At 57.1% G+C, this 16,421-nt stretch carries 21 protein-coding genes; 13 read left to right on the top strand and 8 right to left on the bottom strand.

Annotated elements, in window-relative coordinates; genetic code table 11:
- Window positions 1-227: 227 nt before the first annotated feature.
- Genes ACQ86N_RS24985 through ACQ86N_RS24970 form a run of 4 tightly spaced genes read left to right on the top strand, consistent with a single transcriptional unit; the run spans window position 228 to window position 5,105 of the window.
- A complete protein-coding gene (locus tag ACQ86N_RS24985; RefSeq protein WP_431209416.1) occupies window positions 228-1,712 on the top strand; it encodes a TonB-dependent receptor domain-containing protein in 1,485 nt (494 codons plus the stop codon).
- Window positions 1,697-2,554 (top strand): alpha-amylase family glycosyl hydrolase, encoded by an 858-nt coding sequence (locus ACQ86N_RS24980; RefSeq protein ID WP_431209415.1) that lies wholly within the window; start codon window positions 1,697-1,699, stop codon window positions 2,552-2,554. The genes ACQ86N_RS24985 and ACQ86N_RS24980 overlap by 16 nt, the downstream gene beginning before the upstream one ends.
- Window positions 2,500-4,347: an alpha-glucosidase C-terminal domain-containing protein gene (locus ACQ86N_RS24975; protein WP_431209414.1), complete on the top strand. Its 1,848-nt coding sequence runs from the start codon at window positions 2,500-2,502 to the stop codon at window positions 4,345-4,347. Before ACQ86N_RS24980 ends, ACQ86N_RS24975 begins: the two co-directional genes overlap by 55 nt.
- A complete protein-coding gene (locus ACQ86N_RS24970; RefSeq protein ID WP_431209413.1) occupies window positions 4,302-5,105 on the top strand; it encodes a hypothetical protein in 804 nt (267 codons plus the stop codon). Before ACQ86N_RS24975 ends, ACQ86N_RS24970 begins: the two co-directional genes overlap by 46 nt.
- Window positions 5,106-5,167: 62 nt before the next feature.
- Here the strand turns inward: ACQ86N_RS24970 and ACQ86N_RS24965 are convergent, their stop codons facing one another.
- Genes ACQ86N_RS24965 through ACQ86N_RS24955 form a run of 3 tightly spaced genes read right to left on the bottom strand, consistent with a single transcriptional unit; the run spans window position 5,168 to window position 6,733 of the window.
- A complete protein-coding gene (locus ACQ86N_RS24965) occupies window positions 5,168-5,443 on the bottom strand; it encodes a hypothetical protein (RefSeq protein WP_431209412.1) in 276 nt (91 codons plus the stop codon).
- Between the two features lie 5 nt (window positions 5,444-5,448).
- A complete protein-coding gene (locus ACQ86N_RS24960; RefSeq protein ID WP_431209411.1) occupies window positions 5,449-5,700 on the bottom strand; it encodes a hypothetical protein in 252 nt (83 codons plus the stop codon).
- A 1-nt stretch (window position 5,701) separates the two neighbouring features.
- Window positions 5,702-6,733, bottom strand: coding sequence for an MBL fold metallo-hydrolase (locus tag ACQ86N_RS24955; RefSeq protein ID WP_431209410.1), 1,032 nt, complete (start codon window positions 6,731-6,733; stop codon window positions 5,702-5,704).
- Between the two features lie 121 nt (window positions 6,734-6,854).
- On the opposite strand from ACQ86N_RS24955, the gene ACQ86N_RS24950 reads away from it, so the two are divergent.
- The 3 genes from ACQ86N_RS24950 to ACQ86N_RS24940 all read left to right on the top strand — a co-directional run bounded on the left by ACQ86N_RS24950 (window position 6,855) and on the right by ACQ86N_RS24940 (window position 7,796).
- Window positions 6,855-7,061 (top strand): hypothetical protein, encoded by a 207-nt coding sequence (locus ACQ86N_RS24950; protein WP_431209409.1) that lies wholly within the window; start codon window positions 6,855-6,857, stop codon window positions 7,059-7,061.
- A gap of 80 nt (window positions 7,062-7,141) precedes the next feature.
- Window positions 7,142-7,462 carry a DUF6515 family protein gene (locus ACQ86N_RS24945; RefSeq protein ID WP_431209408.1) on the top strand — a complete coding sequence of 107 codons (321 nt, stop codon included), beginning with the start codon at window positions 7,142-7,144 and terminating at the stop codon, window positions 7,460-7,462.
- Entirely contained in the window at window positions 7,362-7,796 is a 435-nt protein-coding gene (locus tag ACQ86N_RS24940; protein WP_431209407.1) for a DUF6515 family protein, read from the top strand. The genes ACQ86N_RS24945 and ACQ86N_RS24940 overlap by 101 nt, the downstream gene beginning before the upstream one ends.
- On the opposite strand, the gene ACQ86N_RS24935 is transcribed toward ACQ86N_RS24940, so the two are convergent.
- The 3 genes from ACQ86N_RS24935 to ACQ86N_RS24925 all read right to left on the bottom strand — a co-directional run bounded on the left by ACQ86N_RS24935 (window position 7,793) and on the right by ACQ86N_RS24925 (window position 8,949).
- Window positions 7,793-8,317, bottom strand: a complete 525-nt coding sequence (locus tag ACQ86N_RS24935) for a hypothetical protein (protein ID WP_431209406.1) — start codon at window positions 8,315-8,317, stop codon at window positions 7,793-7,795. The genes ACQ86N_RS24940 and ACQ86N_RS24935 overlap by 4 nt on opposite strands.
- A complete protein-coding gene (locus ACQ86N_RS24930) occupies window positions 8,314-8,487 on the bottom strand; it encodes a hypothetical protein (protein ID WP_431209405.1) in 174 nt (57 codons plus the stop codon). Before ACQ86N_RS24930 ends, ACQ86N_RS24935 begins: the two co-directional genes overlap by 4 nt.
- A 258-nt stretch (window positions 8,488-8,745) precedes the next feature.
- Window positions 8,746-8,949, bottom strand: a complete 204-nt coding sequence (locus tag ACQ86N_RS24925) for a hypothetical protein (RefSeq protein WP_431209404.1) — start codon at window positions 8,947-8,949, stop codon at window positions 8,746-8,748.
- Window positions 8,950-9,035: 86 nt separating this feature from the next.
- On the opposite strand from ACQ86N_RS24925, the gene ACQ86N_RS24920 reads away from it, so the two are divergent.
- From ACQ86N_RS24920 to galA, 6 genes are all read left to right on the top strand, one after another.
- Window positions 9,036-10,085 (top strand): hypothetical protein, encoded by a 1,050-nt coding sequence (locus ACQ86N_RS24920; RefSeq protein WP_431209403.1) that lies wholly within the window; start codon window positions 9,036-9,038, stop codon window positions 10,083-10,085.
- Window positions 10,048-11,295 carry an ankyrin repeat domain-containing protein gene (locus tag ACQ86N_RS24915; protein ID WP_431209402.1) on the top strand — a complete coding sequence of 416 codons (1,248 nt, stop codon included), beginning with the start codon at window positions 10,048-10,050 and terminating at the stop codon, window positions 11,293-11,295. Before ACQ86N_RS24920 ends, ACQ86N_RS24915 begins: the two co-directional genes overlap by 38 nt.
- A 133-nt stretch (window positions 11,296-11,428) precedes the next feature.
- Window positions 11,429-12,160 (top strand): inositol oxygenase family protein, encoded by a 732-nt coding sequence (locus ACQ86N_RS24910; protein ID WP_431209401.1) that lies wholly within the window; start codon window positions 11,429-11,431, stop codon window positions 12,158-12,160.
- Complete coding sequence (locus ACQ86N_RS24905) at window positions 12,111-12,323, top strand: inositol oxygenase family protein (protein WP_431209400.1); 213 nt, start codon at window positions 12,111-12,113, stop codon at window positions 12,321-12,323. The genes ACQ86N_RS24910 and ACQ86N_RS24905 overlap by 50 nt, the downstream gene beginning before the upstream one ends.
- A 3-nt stretch (window positions 12,324-12,326) precedes the next feature.
- Window positions 12,327-12,470 (top strand): hypothetical protein, encoded by a 144-nt coding sequence (locus ACQ86N_RS24900; RefSeq protein WP_431209399.1) that lies wholly within the window; start codon window positions 12,327-12,329, stop codon window positions 12,468-12,470.
- 125 nt (window positions 12,471-12,595) lie between these two features.
- Window positions 12,596-14,908 (top strand): beta-galactosidase GalA, encoded by a 2,313-nt coding sequence (galA, locus tag ACQ86N_RS24895; protein WP_431209398.1) that lies wholly within the window; start codon window positions 12,596-12,598, stop codon window positions 14,906-14,908.
- Here galA and ACQ86N_RS24890 read toward each other — a convergent pair.
- Both ACQ86N_RS24890 and ACQ86N_RS24885 read right to left on the bottom strand, forming a co-directional pair.
- Window positions 14,818-15,096, bottom strand: a complete 279-nt coding sequence (locus tag ACQ86N_RS24890) for a hypothetical protein (protein ID WP_431209397.1) — start codon at window positions 15,094-15,096, stop codon at window positions 14,818-14,820. The two genes, galA and ACQ86N_RS24890, sit on opposite strands and share 91 nt — an antisense overlap.
- The gene (locus tag ACQ86N_RS24885) at window positions 15,018-16,403 is read right to left on the bottom strand and encodes a putative Ig domain-containing protein (RefSeq protein ID WP_431209396.1); all 1,386 of its coding nucleotides are present in this window, start codon (window positions 16,401-16,403) and stop codon (window positions 15,018-15,020) included. The genes ACQ86N_RS24890 and ACQ86N_RS24885 overlap by 79 nt, the downstream gene beginning before the upstream one ends.
- Window positions 16,404-16,421 lie beyond the last annotated feature (18 nt).

The following is a 16,421-nucleotide window of genomic DNA, read 5'->3' as shown; positions in this document are numbered from 1 at the left end:
TTACCAGAACAATTATTCCGGCACGCTGATCAGGGAAGGAATGCATGGGAAGGTCGATTATGTGTTCAATCCCAGGAACAGCATCGGGTGGTATTCGTTCTATGTCAGCCAGCAGGAGATCGAGACGCGCAGCCGGGTCGACACCAGTCTTAGTCTGGGCCGAACGGTGCCGGGCACCGGGAGGATAACGCTGTCGGACCGATCGCGGGAACATCTGCAGCATATCTATGGCACCGAGCCTTCGGGGCGAGCATCAGGTGGGGCCGGCGTTTTCCTTTCGCTGGATAGGTTCCTGGGCGGTGGCGAAGGGGGCATATCCCGACTGGTCGGAGTTGTCGGTAGGGACGGCCCGTCTGGAGGGCCCCGGCGGGGCGATCACGCAGACGCCGTTGCTGCTGGATGGGATGGAGCGGTCCTGGCTGTCGAACAGAGAGCGGGACTGGTCGGTGTATGGGGACTGGGACTATCACCAGATGGTGTCGGGACATCGGTTGTCTATCTCATTCGGCGGATTGTACAGGGACAAGCGGAGGGACAATTTTTATAACAGCTATGATTTTCAGCCGGCGGTCACGACCAATCAGGGGCAGCCGTTTACGGATATCGATCACGCCGAGTGGACCAACGGCGATGGTCCGCTGAATCCGCTGGGTTCAGTGGCGAATCCGAATACGTATGTGGCTCACGAATATATTGGTGCGGGTTACGTATCGGCGTCCTGGAAGGGGCGGCGGGCCGAGTATATGGCGGGTGTCCGGTTTGAAGACACGCGGCAGGGGTTTGTTTCTTCTGTCGACCCAACGGTGACTTACGGGAAGGAAGGAAGAATACACTATCATGACTATTTGCCTTCGGTATCGTTGAAGTATCGGGTCGATCCGAAGCAGCTGTTGCGGGCTTCGTGGTATCGCAGTATTTCGAGGCCGGCGTTGTACGACGTGACCTTTTATTCCATCGAGTATGAGGACTACCGGGAGGCGGGGAACCCTTTTCTGCGGCGGTCGCACGCCGACAATTTCGACCTGCGCTACGAGTGGTATCCGGGGGGCCTGGATCTGTTGCAGGGCGGGGTGTTCTGCAAGTATATCACCGACCCGTATGAAAGAACGTTGCTGAATGCCAATGACGAGCTGTATCCTTTGCCCAGCCAGGGTTTGTCCTACACGCCGGCGGGTGAGCTGACCGCGCAGATGCGGAATGCGGGTCCTGCCAGTGCCTATGGGGCAGAGGTCGCCCTTGCGCACTATTTCGGGCGGCTGGGGGTGCAGGCGAATTATACCTATACTTATTCGAGGATCATTCAGACGGCAAAGTTCAAGACCCGGCAGGACGCGAACGACCCGTCGAGTGATATTATCACGGTATCGCGCAGCGAGTCTCGGCCGTTGCAGGGGCAGTCGCCGCATCTCGCGAGTCTGAGTCTGCTGTATCAGCAGTCCGGGTGGAGCGGCAGGGTATCCGCGACCTATACCGGGCGGCGGATCTACTCGGTGTCGGGCTGGTATGGGCTGGAGTACTGGCAGAGGGGGCATACGGTGCTGGATGCTTCGGTGGAGAAGAGCATTGGGCATCGGGTGAAGGTTTTCGCGAAGGTTGGCAATCTCTTTAGTACCAATACGACGGTGGACCTGTTGCAGGGTCAGCGGATCACTGTGATGAGACAGGTGGACAGGGCGGTGTATTATCTGGGGGCGCAGTGGAGCATGAAGTAGGGGCACAGGAATTGCACCCGGTCGTTATTATGGATACACCACCTCTATTGGACGACGATCTTCATTGGTACAAGGATGCGATTATTTATGAGCTGCATATCAAGGCCTTTTGCGATGGCGACGGGGATGGGGTAGGGGATTTTCAGGGGCTGTTGCAGAAGTTGGACTATCTGCAGGACCTTGGGGTGACGGCGATATGGCTATTGCCCTTTTATCCCTCGCCGCTGAAGGATGACGGATATGATATCGCGGACTACTATAATATCAATTCATCTTACGGAGATATCTCCCAGTTCAAGCATTTGTTAAAAGAGGCGCACCGGCGCAATCTGAAGGTGATCACCGAGCTGGTCCTCAATCATACGTCGGACCAGCATGCCTGGTTTCAGCGGGCGCGTCGTTCGCCAAAGGGGTCGGACGAGCGGAATTTTTATGTGTGGACGGACAATCCCGATCAGTATAAGGACGTGCGGATCATTTTTCAGGACTTCGAAGCGTCCAACTGGACCTGGGATCCGGTGGCGGAACAATACTACTGGCACCGCTTCTTTTTCCATCAGCCTGACCTCAACTACGACAATCCGAAGGTACAGGAGGAAGTGTTCCGGATCATCGATTTCTGGTGCAAGATGGGGGTGGACGGGTTTCGGCTGGACGCAGTCCCTGTATCTTTTCGAGCGGGAGGGTACCAATGGCGAGAACCTGCCCGAAACGCACGCATTTTTGAAGAAGCTGCGAAGTCATATCGATTCGAACTTCCCCGGGAGGGTTTTTGGCGGAAGCCAATATGTGGCCGGAGGACTCGGCGTCCTATTTCGGCGCGGGGGACGAGTGTCATATGAACTATCATTTCCCTGTGATGCCGAGGATGTTCATGGCGCTGCAGATGGAGGATCACTATCCCATCACCGATATATTCGATCAGACGCCGGAGATACCCGGCAACTGCCAGTGGGCGATCTTTTTGCGCAATCACGACGAGCTGACGCTGGAGATGGTGACGGATGAGGAGCGGGACTATATGTACAAGGTATATGCGCGTGATCCGAAGGCGCGTATCAATCTGGGTATCCGGCACCGGCTGGCGCCGCTGCTGGACAACAGCAGGCCGAAGATAGAGCTGCTTAATTCGCTGTTGTTCTCCTTGCCGGGGACGCCTGTCATCTATTATGGCGACGAGATCGGCATGGGGGATAATTTTTATCTGGGTGATCGGGACGGGGTGAGGACGCCGATGCAGTGGTCGCCGGACAGGAATGCGGGTTTTTCGGCTACCAATCCGCAGCGGCTGTATCTGCCGCTGATACTCGATCCGGAATATCACTACGAGTCGGTCAATGTGGAGACGCAGCGGAGCAATACCTCTTCGCTATTCTGGTTCATGAAGCGGATCATCGCGGTGCGGAAGAAGTTCAGGACTTTTGGCCGCGGCAACCTTAAATTCCTGAGCGTGGAGAATCACAAGGTGTTGGCCTTTACCCGTACTTATGAGGAAGAGACCCTGCTCATCGTCGTTAATTTGTCGAAGTTCTCGCAGGCGGCGGAGGTGGATCTGGTGGCATATAAGGGTTTTGTGCCGGTGGATGTATTCAGCAAGAACCGATTCCCGGTGATAAGGGATGACGGGCAGTATTTCTTTACGCTGGCTCCGCATTCCTTTCAGTGGTTTGTACTCGAGAAAGCGCATCCGGATACGGATGAGTCCAGCCCTCTGCCGCTGCTGCTGATACGCAACTGGGAGGGGCTGCTGGACGGCGGTTCGAAGAAGCAGCTGGAGAACAATATCCTGCCCCGGTATTTACAGAAGGCGAAATGGTTCATTTCGAAAGAGCGGAATCTTTACCAGGTGGTGATCCAGGAGGTTGTCCGGGTGCCGGTGGGTGAGCGGTCGGTCTATTGGTTGCTGCTGGAGATCGTTGGCGATGATGGGATAACCGGTCTCTATCAGCTGCCGCTGTGGCTGATCCCGACAGATGCGGCCAAACAGCTGGTGCAGCTGTATCCGGAGTCGGCAATCGCCAATATAAAGTCTGAGGAAGGCGAGGGAGTGCTGGTGGATGCGTTTTTTGCTCCTGAGTGGCAGAACCTGCTGCTGGAGAAGATGGCGGTTCATAAGAACGGGCATGGGGCGGCAGCGCATATCGAATTCGAGGGGAATGGGAGGCTGAAGAAATTTTTGTCGGAGGGGAGAGAGGTCGTGGCTAAGATACATGCCTCGGACCTGTACAATACTTCCATTGCGTACAATGCCGCGTTGTTCCTGAAGATGTACAGAAAGGTGGACAGGAGCGTTCAACCGGACCTGGAGGTTACGAAGTATCTGTCGAATCTGGGTTATCCGTATTTGCCGGCTTATATCGGATCGGTTGAATGGAAGGACAAGCAGGGAGAACTGGTGCTGGGGGTAATGCAGGAGATGGTGGAGAATCATGGGGATGGATTCGGGTACTTCCTTGAGAGAATCAACAACTATATAGAAAGGATATTAGCGGGGAGAAGGGCGCTTCCGCGGCTGGTCCGGGGTTGGTGGCGCCGGAGACTTTGGGTTCGCTGGCTGACCCGATGGCTTTTGACCGGTTGCCGGCGGAATTGCAGGGGCTGCTTGGTGCGCATTCGGCGGAGATGGCGAGGCTGATCGGGATCCGGACGGCGGAGATGCATCTGGCGCTGGCGGAGGGTGTGGGACTGAAGGATTTCAGACCGGAGCCTTTTTCGCTGCACTATCAGCGGTCGTTGTTCTCTTCGATGACCTCGTTGGTGCGGGAGACCTATCAGAATCTTTCGAGGAACAAGCAGGTGTTGCCCGCGGATATGCAGGAGCGGATCGACAGGATCATGGCGTATCGGCCGGAGCTGCTGGCTACGCTGAAGAAGATCTATGTGAAGAAGATGGACGCGCTGAAGATCCGTATTCATGGCAACTATCATCTGGGGCAGGTATTGCTGACGGGGAAGGACCTTGCGATCAACGATTTTAGCGGCGATCCTTCGTATAGTTATTCCGAGCGGAGGCCGAGGCGGTCGCCTTTTGTGGATATTGCGTCGATGGTGCTATCTTTTTATGAGGTGGCTTACGACGGATTTTGGCATAGTACGCAGCTGCATGAAGAGAATGTACGGAGGCTGATTCCGATGGCTGGGGTTTGGGCATATTATAACAGTGGGTTTTTTATAGAGGGGTATAAATCGAAGATGTTGGGGTCGCCGATCATGCCTTCGGTTGATGCGGACTTCGAGACGATGCTGCAGTATTATATCGTGCAGCGGGCGATGGTAGTTTTTAATCGGTATATGAAGGAGGATCCGCGGAGGTTGGTGATTCCGCAGGCTATTTTGAGGAAGGTGTTGAGTCCGTTGCCGGAGGTAGCTGGGGCTTCCGCCGGGGAGAGGTAGGGGTGCGGTGGCGCTGAAGGGGGAATTTGGTCAATGCAATAATGGCGTGAACCAGTCCCGGGCTACGAGGTCCCATTGGCCTTCGTGGTCCGTGTGGGTATCGATGATCCTGAATCCAACTTTTTTATGGGCCTTGAGCGAGCGGGGTTGTTGACGGAGATCTCGGTGACGAGGAGGGGGTATTGGGAGGAGAAATGTTTCTTATGAAATTCGTAGAGCAGTTGTACGACGCCCTGGCCGCGGTAGAAGATGTCGACGCAGATCTGTCCCATGATATAGAAGCGTTGTTCGGCTAGGGGTTGGCCTTTGTAGATGACCGATTGGGTATATTCCAGCATTGTCTTTAGGGAAGGGTAGACGTCGGCGCAGTCTTTTGTGAGGCTGATGGCGTAGCCCGCGAGTTTGTCCCCGTCCATGGTGATGACGGAGGGGACGATGGCGTGGAGGCGGGTAAGGATCTCCGTTGAATAGATCCAGGAGACGAAGCCTTCTTTTGTTTGGTCTCGGCGGAGATGTTGGCGATCTGGTTGGCTGCGGAGAGCCGGGCGATCTGTTCGAGCTCTTCTTTTATCGTGACGAGCTTAGTAGTCAGCATTTTAAAACAGGCTTGTTTGAATGGGTTGGCCGGGGCGGTCGAGGATTGCTGTCTTGCGGCGGCGGATCTTCGAGTGACCGATGCCGGAGGGTTGCGGTGTGGGGGTGGTTGGGATGCCGGGGTTCGGGGGATTGGTTGGTTTGCCGGGAATGCCGGGGTTCGGGGGATTGGCTGATTTGCCGGGGTTGCTGGGTTTGGCGGGGTTGCCGATCCAATCTGCGGCGGGTCCGATGCCCGGCCGGCCGATGTATTTCCCGTCGATGGCATAGACCTCTGATTCGCCGTGGCGGGAGGCTACGACGACGAAGGTGCCGTGGGAGGCGTCTTCGAAGAGGCGCTGGACCAGTTCGGGGCGGTTGTTGTCCTGCGAGAGGTGGGCGAGCAGGAGGTGGCTCATGTAGGCGGGGCGGTGGCGGACGAATAGTTCGAGCGCCTGATGGTTGGAGAGGTGTCCTTTGCCGCCGCGGATACGGTTCTTCAACGGCCAGGGGTAGCGGCCGTTCTCGAGCAGGAGTTCGTCGTAGTTGGATTCCGGGAATGCGGCGTGGCAGGACTGGAAGTGCAGGGTGAGGTTGTCACAGACGTGCCCGATGTCGGTGAAGACGCCGATGCGGATGGAGCAACCGTCTTCGCGTTCTGTGGAGACGACGAAGCTGTGTGGGTCGATGGCGTCGTGGGTCTTTGAAAAAGCCAGTATGGTTAGTTCTCCGATGGGTATATTTTCGGCGGGGCTCAGCGGCCGGACGAGGTGATCGTCGAGTTGAATGCGGCTGTTGCCGAGCGTCTCGCCGGTGATATAGACGGGTATCTGATAGCGTTTGGACAGGACTTCCAGTCCGCGGATGTGGTCGTCGTGTTCGTGAGAGATAAAAATGGCCTTTACGAGGCTGATTTGCAGACCTAGCCTGCTCATGCGCCGTTCGGTCTCGCGGCAGGATAGTCCTGCGTCGATGAGTACGGCTTCCCGGTCGTTGCCGATGTAATAGGAGTTGCCGTTGCTGCCGGAATTGAGAGACGCGATGTAGAGTGACATGGGTAGGCAAAAGTAGTGAAAAAACCGGCCCGGGGGGTGCTCGTTTGGGGTGGTATGGTATTGGTGTGGACAACTATAAACGACCTATGTATAAGATCGCCGCATTTTTGGTGTTGTTTGGTTGTATGGGGGTGGTGGCGCAGGAGAGGAGGAATCCGCCCCCGCCTCCCCCGCCTCCGCGGACGACTCCTGCGCAGCATCCGATGCCGCGGCGCCCGGCTCCGCCGCCGAGGACAGCGCAGCCAAACAGGCCGGTTCAGCCCGCGAGGCCTATGACGAGGCCACCGGAGAATGGGCGGCCACCGGGAGAGGTGAAACCTCCGGATAGCCGGCCGCCGGGGAATGGGAGACCGCCGGTCACGCGGCCTCCGGGAGAGGTAAGAGCTCCGGATAACCGGCCGCCGGGGAATGGGACACCGCCTGTTACGCGGCCTCCGGGCGGGAATCCGCCTGTGGGGAATACGCGGCCTCCTGGTGGGGGGGCCGCCCGCGGGAGGAAATCCGCGAGCGAGTCACCGGCCGCAGGGGTGGTCTTCGGGGCGTGCGCCGTATACGAGGCCGCCGCATCGTTGGGATGGTCGAAACTACTATACCTATCACGGGTACTATTATCATCCTTACCGGCCGTATGTTTACGGGCCGGCCCTGGCATCCGTTAGGCTTTTTTATCGCGGCTGTGTCTGCGGGCGCGGTGGTGGTGGCGTTGAACGATGTCGACTACCGGTATGACGCGGGTGTGTTCTATGAACCGGTGGATGGAGGGTATAAGGTGGTGGCCCCGCCATCGGGGGCTGTGGTGCCTTCGCTGCCGCAGGATGCGGTGTCGCTGCAGGTGGGGGAGGACACTTATTACTACTATGGAGGCCAGTTCTTTGTGCAGGCGGATAACGGTTATCAGGCGGTGAAGGCGCCGCCTGGCGCTATCGTCTATAATTTGCCGGATGGCGCGACTACGGTGAATGCGGATGGGGTAACGTATCTGCAATACAATAGTGACTACTATCAGCCGATACAGGATAGCAACGGACAGGCGGCATACGAAGTGGTAGAGATAGAGAATTAGGATGACCGGGGTTCGACGATACCAGTGACTACGCAGGGCCGCACCGTTGCGGGTGCAGGCGCGGGTGCAGGCTCCTGCGCGGTCCTCCTTACTGTTTGTTTTAAGGATTCGGCCGGCTGTTTTGAGGATATGGTCTCTGGTATGGATGTGTCGACGGGGATCTGTGCGGGTTTTGGCAGACGCGCGCAGAGGAGAAAGGCTCTTCCTCCGATGAGCAGGGCGACCAGCATGATCATCCCGCCGTGGAGGTGTATCTGGTCTTCGCGGAAGGGGATGGCGATATCAGCCCGGAAGCCGAAAGAGTCTATGCCGCTGCGAACCTGACGGGGCAGCTGGTCTTCGATAATATAGTATAGTCCGCCGGCCGCCGCTATGCAGAGGAGCAGGATCCACCAGCCTGCAAAGAGGGCCCAGCCCTTGTTCCAGAGGATGGTTCCGCGGTGAGGGCGGGGAATTTCGTGGCTGACGGCCACCAGATACAGGATAATAAAGAGGGCGCCTACGGGGATCCAGTCGATCACGGGGGGCGCAGGGGGATGTCCAGAAAAACGATCATGGGTTGGACGCGGCCGGACTCGCCCAGCCATGCCGGGATAAAGTGCGAAAGCCAAAATTGCTCCAATAAAATTGCGATCAGCAACAGAAAGGTCACGAGCAGAAAAGAACCTTTCCGGCCGGTGGTGGTAGACATATAAAAGTTGTTTTATAGAAGGCTCGTCATGGGAGATTGGGAGAGTGAGAGTATATCAAACGCCAGCGCCGGTAGGGATAATATGAATGAAAAGCCAAAACTTCGTTAAAGGGAGTAATTTTGAGACATGAACCTATCCTGGTGGTTTCCGGCCAACACTTCCCGTCAGCTGTGGATGACAGGCGTCGCAATGGTTGTCGTCTGGGTCGTCTTCAAACTATTTTATCCCTACGCCGACTATTTTACCGATTCATACAGCTATATCGACGCCGCGGCGTCCCGGGACGCGATCGGGTACCGGCCTATCGGGTATTCGATCTTTCTCCGGCTGGTGCATGCGGTGTCGGCCAGCGATACGCTTCTGGTGACGCTGCAATACGGGATGGTGCAGGCGGCGAGTCTGGTTTTGTATATGCGGTTAAGGAGGGTCGCGCGGCTTTCGTTGTGGGCGCAATCGGTCATCCTGTTATTTCTTGTATTGAACCCGGTGATGCCCTATACGTGCAACTATGTCAGCAGTGATGCGCTGTTCATTGCCCTGAGTCTTTTTGTGGCTGAATGTGCTGATGGGGCTGATCCTCCGGCCGGAGTGGAGCGGGCTTTTTGTGCAACTGGTATTGCTGGTGATGATATTCAATATCCGTTATGTCGCGCTATACTATCCGGCGGTGGCGGCCATTGCGTTCTTTCTGATGAGGAGGGGCGTCGTCTTCAGGCTGGTAGGTGTGGCGACGAGCGTCGCGGTGGTGGTGGTTTTCATCAGCTGGATCAAATCCATTACGAAGCGCGAGACGGGGGCTGCGATCTTTTCGGCCTTCAGCGGCTGGCAGATCGCCAGCAACGCCCTGCATTTATATCCGCATATACCGGTCGATTCGGAGGGGCTTCCGTCGGAGGAGAGCCGGGTGCTTGCGGGTTATGTGGGGAGATATTTCGACAGCGCTGGTCCGTCGGTGTTAGCAGGCGGGTCGCGGGCGACGACTGCGTATATGTGGGAAAGGGGATTGCCGTTGCACCGGTATATGGATGGCTATCGGCGTCAGCATCCGGCGCCGTATTTTATCGTGTGGAACAGGGTGGCGATCGTATTTACCGAGTACGGCTATCATCTCGTGCGGGAGCATCCGCTGGCGTTCGGGCGGTATTATCTGTGGCCGAGCGCGAAGACCTATTTCAATACGCCGCTGGACGTCTATGCCGTCTACAACGAGGGCAGGACGGATGTGGACTCCGTGGCCGTGAAATGGTTCGGCTATAAGAACACCAGACTGAAGGTCGTTAGTTCGAAGCTGCAGGGGCGGCTGCTGGCGTGGATACCGGTGCTGTATATCTTTCTTAACATCGGATTTCTTTTGTCGGCGCTGCTGTTGCTGCCGGTGCGGGGGATGAGGCGGCAGTTCCCGGAATTCGTACTTTGTTATCGACTCGCGGCAGCCTATCTGCTGGCCAATGCCGCCTTCTGCATTTTTGCGTCACCGACGGTGCTGCGCTATCAGGTGCTGCCGGTGATCCTGCTTTTTATGTTCGGCATTTGCGCCCTACATTTCGTAACTTGGCATTATGGAGATCAGCCTATTACCCATCAGCGCCGGAGTTGAACTATACAGGCGGCAGGCCGCCCGATTTTATGAAGCCTATTTAATGAAAGATGCAGCAGTCGTGGAGTTTGTCCGCGAGCATCATCCGCGTCTTCGAAAATGGGTGGAGGAAGATTGTCCGTATATGACGGTGACGCCGGCCGATATCCAGCTGGCGATGGCGGACTGGTATTATTTCGAGACCTGGATGCATATGGTGGAGTGGGTAATGGAAGTGACGCAGAAAGAGTCGCCGGTCTTTCAGTTCGAGTCGGCGGTGGAGGCGATCTTCACGGGTGATGCGGCGCGGCTGGAGTCCTTACTTCGGGAGAATCCGGGTTTGACGAAGATGCGTTCGATGCGGAGGCATCACGCGACGTTGTTACACTATATCGGCGCGAACGGCGTAGAATATTATCGTGGGCAGTACCCGCCGAATATGGCCGATCTGCTAAGGTTACTCCTGGATGCGGGGGCCGTTGTCGATGCCTGTGCGGATATGTATGGCGGCGGCTCGACGACGCTGGGACTGGTGGCGACCAGCATACATCCGGTGCGGGCGGGCGTGATGGTACCTTTGTTGAGTGCACTGCTCGACGCTGGTGCTACTCTGGACGCGCAGGGAACGGCGGGTAACGGCCATAGCGTGGTCAAGGGCTGTCTGTACAACGGTCGGCCGGAGGCGGCGGACTATCTTGCCCGTCGCGGCGCGAAGCTGGGGCTGGAAGAGGCGGCGGGGGTCGGGCGGCTGGACATCGTGAGAGGCTATTTTAGCGACAACGGGAGTCTGAAAGATCCGGATAATCTGCAGGAGATGGAGCTGGGGCTCATCTGGGCCTGTGCGTACGGGCAGACGGCCGTCGCCGAGTTCCTGATCGACAGGGGCGGCGATCCGGGGAAGCCGGTGGACGGCATGAATGGGGTTCACTGGGCCGCGATCGGGGGGCATCTGGATACGATCAGGCTGCTGATCGGCCGGAATGTCTCGCTGGAGACGGTCAACCGATTTGGAGGAACTGCTCTGGGTTCGGCTTTCTGGGCGATGGTCAACGGGAATGAGGTGAACCGGTGGCCGGAGGACACGGACGACGTGATGGTAATCGAGACACTGGTGAGCGCGGGAGCCAGGATCGAGCCGGGGACGCTCGGCTGGCTGGACAGGCAGAATTTGCCCGTCGCGAAGAAGGCCATGATCGGGGATCTGCTAAGGCATCATGGGGCGGAGAATTAGGGGCGGCCGGGCCGGTAGTGGTAAGGTCCGCAAGTGGCTGGGGATGAGACCCGCAGACGGAGTTGCCGGTGCTAAACCCGGCTGTTTTTTAGCTGGAAGCTTTTATGTAATTTAAATCTTTAATATACTAACGATGCAAGAAAAACCTACACAGCCGCTGTCGCCGTCAGAGATGAATCCCTTGTCTTCACTGGATGTTTGGGAGGACGATCTTCTGGAACGTTATCCGGACCCCGAGACTATTGCAAAGGAAAAATCAACCGAAGAATATCGCAATTATGAGACTCCGGGCAGGGACACCGTCCGCGAGTTCTATCGCCTCAATCATACCTATCAGACCTATGACTTTGTAATGGAGAAGAGGGCTGAATACCTGAAGTTCGACAAGAAGGAAATGTCGGTATGGGATGCGTTCAATTTTCTGAACGAGCTGGTGGACGATTCCGACCCGGATACCGATCTGGATCAGTTTCAGCATCTGCTGCAGACTTCGGAGGCGATTCGCGCCGATGGTCACCCGGACTGGATGGTGCTGGCCGGTCTGTTCCACGATATGGGCAAGACGCTTTGTCTTTTCGGGGAGCCGCAGTGGGCCGTCGTCGGCGATACTTTCCCGGTAGGTTGTGCATATTCCGACAAGATCGTTTATCCCGAATTCTTCAAAAATAACCCCGACTACAGTGACGCCCGTTATCAGACGCCGAACGGTGTCTATTCGGCCGGCTGCGGTCTTCGCAATGTACATATGTCGTGGGGGCATGACGAGTATGTCTACCATATGCTGAAGGACTATCTGCCGGAACCGGCGTTGGCACATGCTGCGTTATCACTCCTTTTATGCGGCGCACCGGGAGCACGCGTATGACCATCTGATGGATGATCACGATCGTGAAATGTTCAAGTGGGTGAACCTGTTCAATCCTTACGATCTTTATTCCAAAAACCCGACGCCTCCCAACTGGACTGAGCTGAGGCCTTATTATGAGAGCCTGGTGGCGAAGTATCTGCCTGCTACGATCAAGTTCTAGGAGATGAAGAAGAGTTTTGCTGTGACTGCCGCGGTGCTCTGTTGTCTTGCACTGCGGGCGCAGTCGTATGGGCCTGCCTGGGAGTCGCTGATCCTGCAGCTGGTTGAGAAAGTCAGCCGGGGCGGGAATTCCTGCTGCCGAAGCTAACCGTCGACCCCGACCCGGGTTATGCGGTGAAGGAGTGTTTCTTTACCTACAATACGTCGTGAAAATCTCCAATACATGAAGAAAGCTTTTTAGTATTCGTTATCGGTTGCTGGTATGCAGCAGCCATGGGCCAGCCTGTGCATCAGCGTCTCAATTTTGACAGTGACTGGAAATTCCACCTCGGCAATGCGGCCGACCCGCACCGGGATTTCAACTACGGCATCGGGAATATTTTCGCCAAGACAGGGGACGCCGCCAATACCTGTATTCGGGCAGATTTCGACGACCGGTCCTGGGAGGCTGTACAGTTGCCGCATGACTGGGTGGTGGGGCTTCCTTTTCAGCAGGTGGCCAACAATGATGTCGACGCGCACGGGTACCATGCCGTGGGCGCACTGTTCCCCGAGAATTCCATTGGATGGTATCGCAAATCGTTTGCGGTCGCTCGTGCCGATTCTGGAAAGCGGGTCGTCCTACAGTTCGACGGCGTATTCCGGGACAGCAAGGTATGGGTCAACAACTGTTATATCGGCGCACATTTCAGCGGCTATAGCGGTTCGTCCTATGATATTACCGACTTCCTGCACTGGGGTGGGAGGAACACCGTCGTGGTGAGGGTCGATGCGAGCCAGTACGAGGGATGGTTTTATGAGGGGGCCGGGATCTACCGGCATGCGTGGATGAATATCGTGAACAATACGCACCTGGCGCTGCTGGGTGGGGTGTTTGTGCACAGTGAGGTGAAGGGGGATCAGGCTGCGGTTAGCGTGGAAACGAAGGTCGACAACTATCATCCGGGCGCGCCCGATGCGAGTGTCGAGAGCTATATTACCGACAGGGAGGGGAAGCGGGTGGCCTCGGGGGCTTCGCTTGTGATCCAGCAGCCGAAATTGTGGTCGCCCGAGTCGCCGTATCTGTACCGTGCCGTTGTGGTTGTGCGGTCTGGCGGGCAGGTGGTAGACAGTCAGACGGTCCGATTTGGCATCAGAACGATCACGATCGACAAGGACCGGGGGCTTTTTCTGAATGGGAAGCCTGTCAAGGTGCAGGGCGTCTGCTGTCATCAGGATCATGCGGGTGTGGGGAGTGCGCTGCCGGACTATCTTCAGTACTATCGGATAGGGCTGTTAAAAGAGATGGGCGTGAATGCCTATCGTACGAGTCATAATCCGCCGACGCCAGAGCTGCTGGATGCCTGCGACAGTCTGGGGATGTTGGTCCTCGATGAGACGAGGCTGCTGAACAGCGGCGCCGAGTATGGGGCGGATCTCGAGTGGCAGATCCTGCGGGACCGGAACCATGCCAGCGTGTTTATGTGGAGCATCGGTAATGAGGAGTGGGTGATCCAGCAATCCATTACGGGCAAGCAGATCGCGCAGCACCAGATACAGCGGCAGCAGCAGCTGGACCCGACCAGGACCTCTACCTATGCCGCCAATGTGGGGAATGTCTTTCGCGGCGTCAACGAGGTGATCCCGGTGCGGGGATTCAATTACAATCTGAAGGGACTCGATCCATACCGCAAAGAACATCCGGACCAGCCGATCATCGGGACGGAGGTCGCCAGTACGGTCAGCACGCGGGGGATCTATGAAACGGATACCGTCAATGCCTATGTGCCGGATTATGACAGCGTATATCCTCCATGGGCCAGTACGGCGGAGCAGTGGTGGACGATCGCTGCCAGCAGGGAGTGGATGATGGGGGGCTTTGCGTGGACGGGTTTCGACTACCGGGGTGAGCCGACGCCGTATCGCTGGCCCGATATCAATTCGCATTTCGGCATCATGGATATGTGCGGGTTCCCGAAGACGGTCTATTACTATTATCAGTCGTGGTGGACGGATAAGGACGTGCTGCATATTGCGCCGCACTGGAACTGGAAGGGCAAAGAGGGGAAGCAAATTCCGGTGTGGGTCAATACGAACGGCGACAATGTGGAGCTGTTCCTGAATGGTCGCTCTCTCGGCAGGAAGGATATGCCGCGCAATGGTCATCTGGAGTGGATGGTGGCGTATGCTCCCGGTAAATTGGAAGCAGTCGCTTATAAGAAAGGGAAGAAGCTGACGGCGGCGGTAGAGACGACGGGTGAGCCGGCGCGGGTGGTGATCAGTCCTTCGCGGACTTCAGTGAATGGGGATGGCAAGGATGCCGCCGTGTTTAATATCTCGGTGGTGGACAAGCAGGGACGGGAAGTTCCGGATGCGAATGGATTGTTACACTTTTCTGCGAGCGGAGGCAGGATCATTGGAGTCGGCAATGGCGATCCCAGCAGCCACGAGCCCGACAAATTCGAGGGTGGGGGATGGCAGCGGCATTTGTTCAACGGCCGCTGCCAGGTGATCGTTCAGTCTTTGCCCACTTCGGGGGACTTAGTTCTTTCGGTTGCCGCGGAAGGACTGCCAGCGGTGCGGAGCGTGATCAGCACTACGCCGTGACGGCGGACGTCGGCGGAGAATTCGCCTTCGAAGGTGCCGAGGTCTTTCTGGCGCCAGAGGTCGCGGACGATGTATTTCCCTTTGATGCCGAGGTCGGACCAGCGTAGCGTCACTTTTTGGGTGGCGAGGCTGTCGCCGGGGTTAAAGAGGCCTGCGGCCTTTGTCCCGTCTTCGAGGTCTTTCGCCATGACGCCGGCTTCCCCTGGCGCGAGATAACGGTAGCCTGGCGGCCGAGCGGGTCCTGGTTGAGCGCGAGTACCTCGTCGTTGGACAGCAGGCTGGTCGTGAACTTGTCCAGCCGGGTCAGGTCGTTGCCCAGCAAAAGGGGGACGGACATCAGGCACCAGGCGCTGACATGCGTATATTGTTCATCGGGAGTCAGCATGGTGGGTCTAGGGCCTTTGCCCCAGCCTACGTAGCCGACGATCATCATATCGGGGTCGTTCCAGTGGCCGGGGCCGCCGAAGGGCGCCCATTTATCTTGTGTAAAGAGCCGGCTTTTGAGACTGTTCCAGTTGTCACGGATATCGCCTCCGGTACGCCATGCGTTGGACCAGACGGCCCAGTCGGCCGCTCCGGCGAAGGGGGCGCTGTTGGAGAGGCTCAGGATCACGTCGCGGCCGCTGTTGCGGAGCGCTTCATACATCGCTTTTGTTTCCGGCACTTCTATCGGGTTCCAGTCGTATTTCAAATAGTCGAATCCCCAGGTGGTAAATTGTTTCACGTCATTGCTCAGGAAAGAGTAGGTGCCGATGGCGTAGGGCAGCTGTTTTTTGTTGCGGGGGATATTTTCCTTTGTCTTTTCGAATTGTCCGTCGGCGTTCATGGCCGAGCCGCCGATATGGTGTCCATAGGATTCCACCCATGGCGTGGAGTAGATGCCGATCTTCAGGCCCATCCCGTGTACTTCGTTGCAGAGGGCCTGCATGTCGGGAAAGATGGCGGAGTCGGGGAGGATGGCGTGGTTGGCTCCGCCGCGGGCACCCTGCCAGCAGTCGTCGATATTCATATAGGACCAGCCGTGGTCGATGAGGCCGCTGGAGACCATGGCTCGCGCATTCGCCTGGACCAGCGCCCGGGAGATCTTTGTGGCGTAGATGTTCCAGCTGTTCCAGCCCATTGGGGGGGTGAGTGCGATCTTTTCGCCTACGACGAGGCGGAAGGCGCGGTCGGCCCGTCCCGCGGAATTGGTGACGTGGAGCTGGATGGTATATTCTCCTGCTTTGGTGACGGAGCCGGTGAGGCGGCCGGTGGTCTTGTCGAGCTCAACGCCTTTTGGCAGCCGGTCGGCCGAGAACTGCAGGGGTCTTGTCCCGGTGACGGGGATGGTAAAGATGATGGGGTGCCCCGGTCTTACGCCGAAGACCTTTGGTCCGTTGATGCGCGGCGCGGGGCCGGGATCCGGGGTCAGGATAACGGCGGTGGTGTCGGTCTGGGCGTAGGATTGGAAGGTTAGTGCAAGGAAGAGTACTGGTAGTAGTCGTCTTATCAGCATGACAATCGATTTTGTGTC

The organism is Puia sp. P3 (genome assembly GCF_050632245.1).
GTDB lineage: Bacteria > Bacteroidota > Bacteroidia > Chitinophagales > Chitinophagaceae > Puia.
The sequence above is the reverse complement of the archived record's forward strand: the minus strand, read 5'-3'. Positions and strand labels throughout refer to the sequence as shown.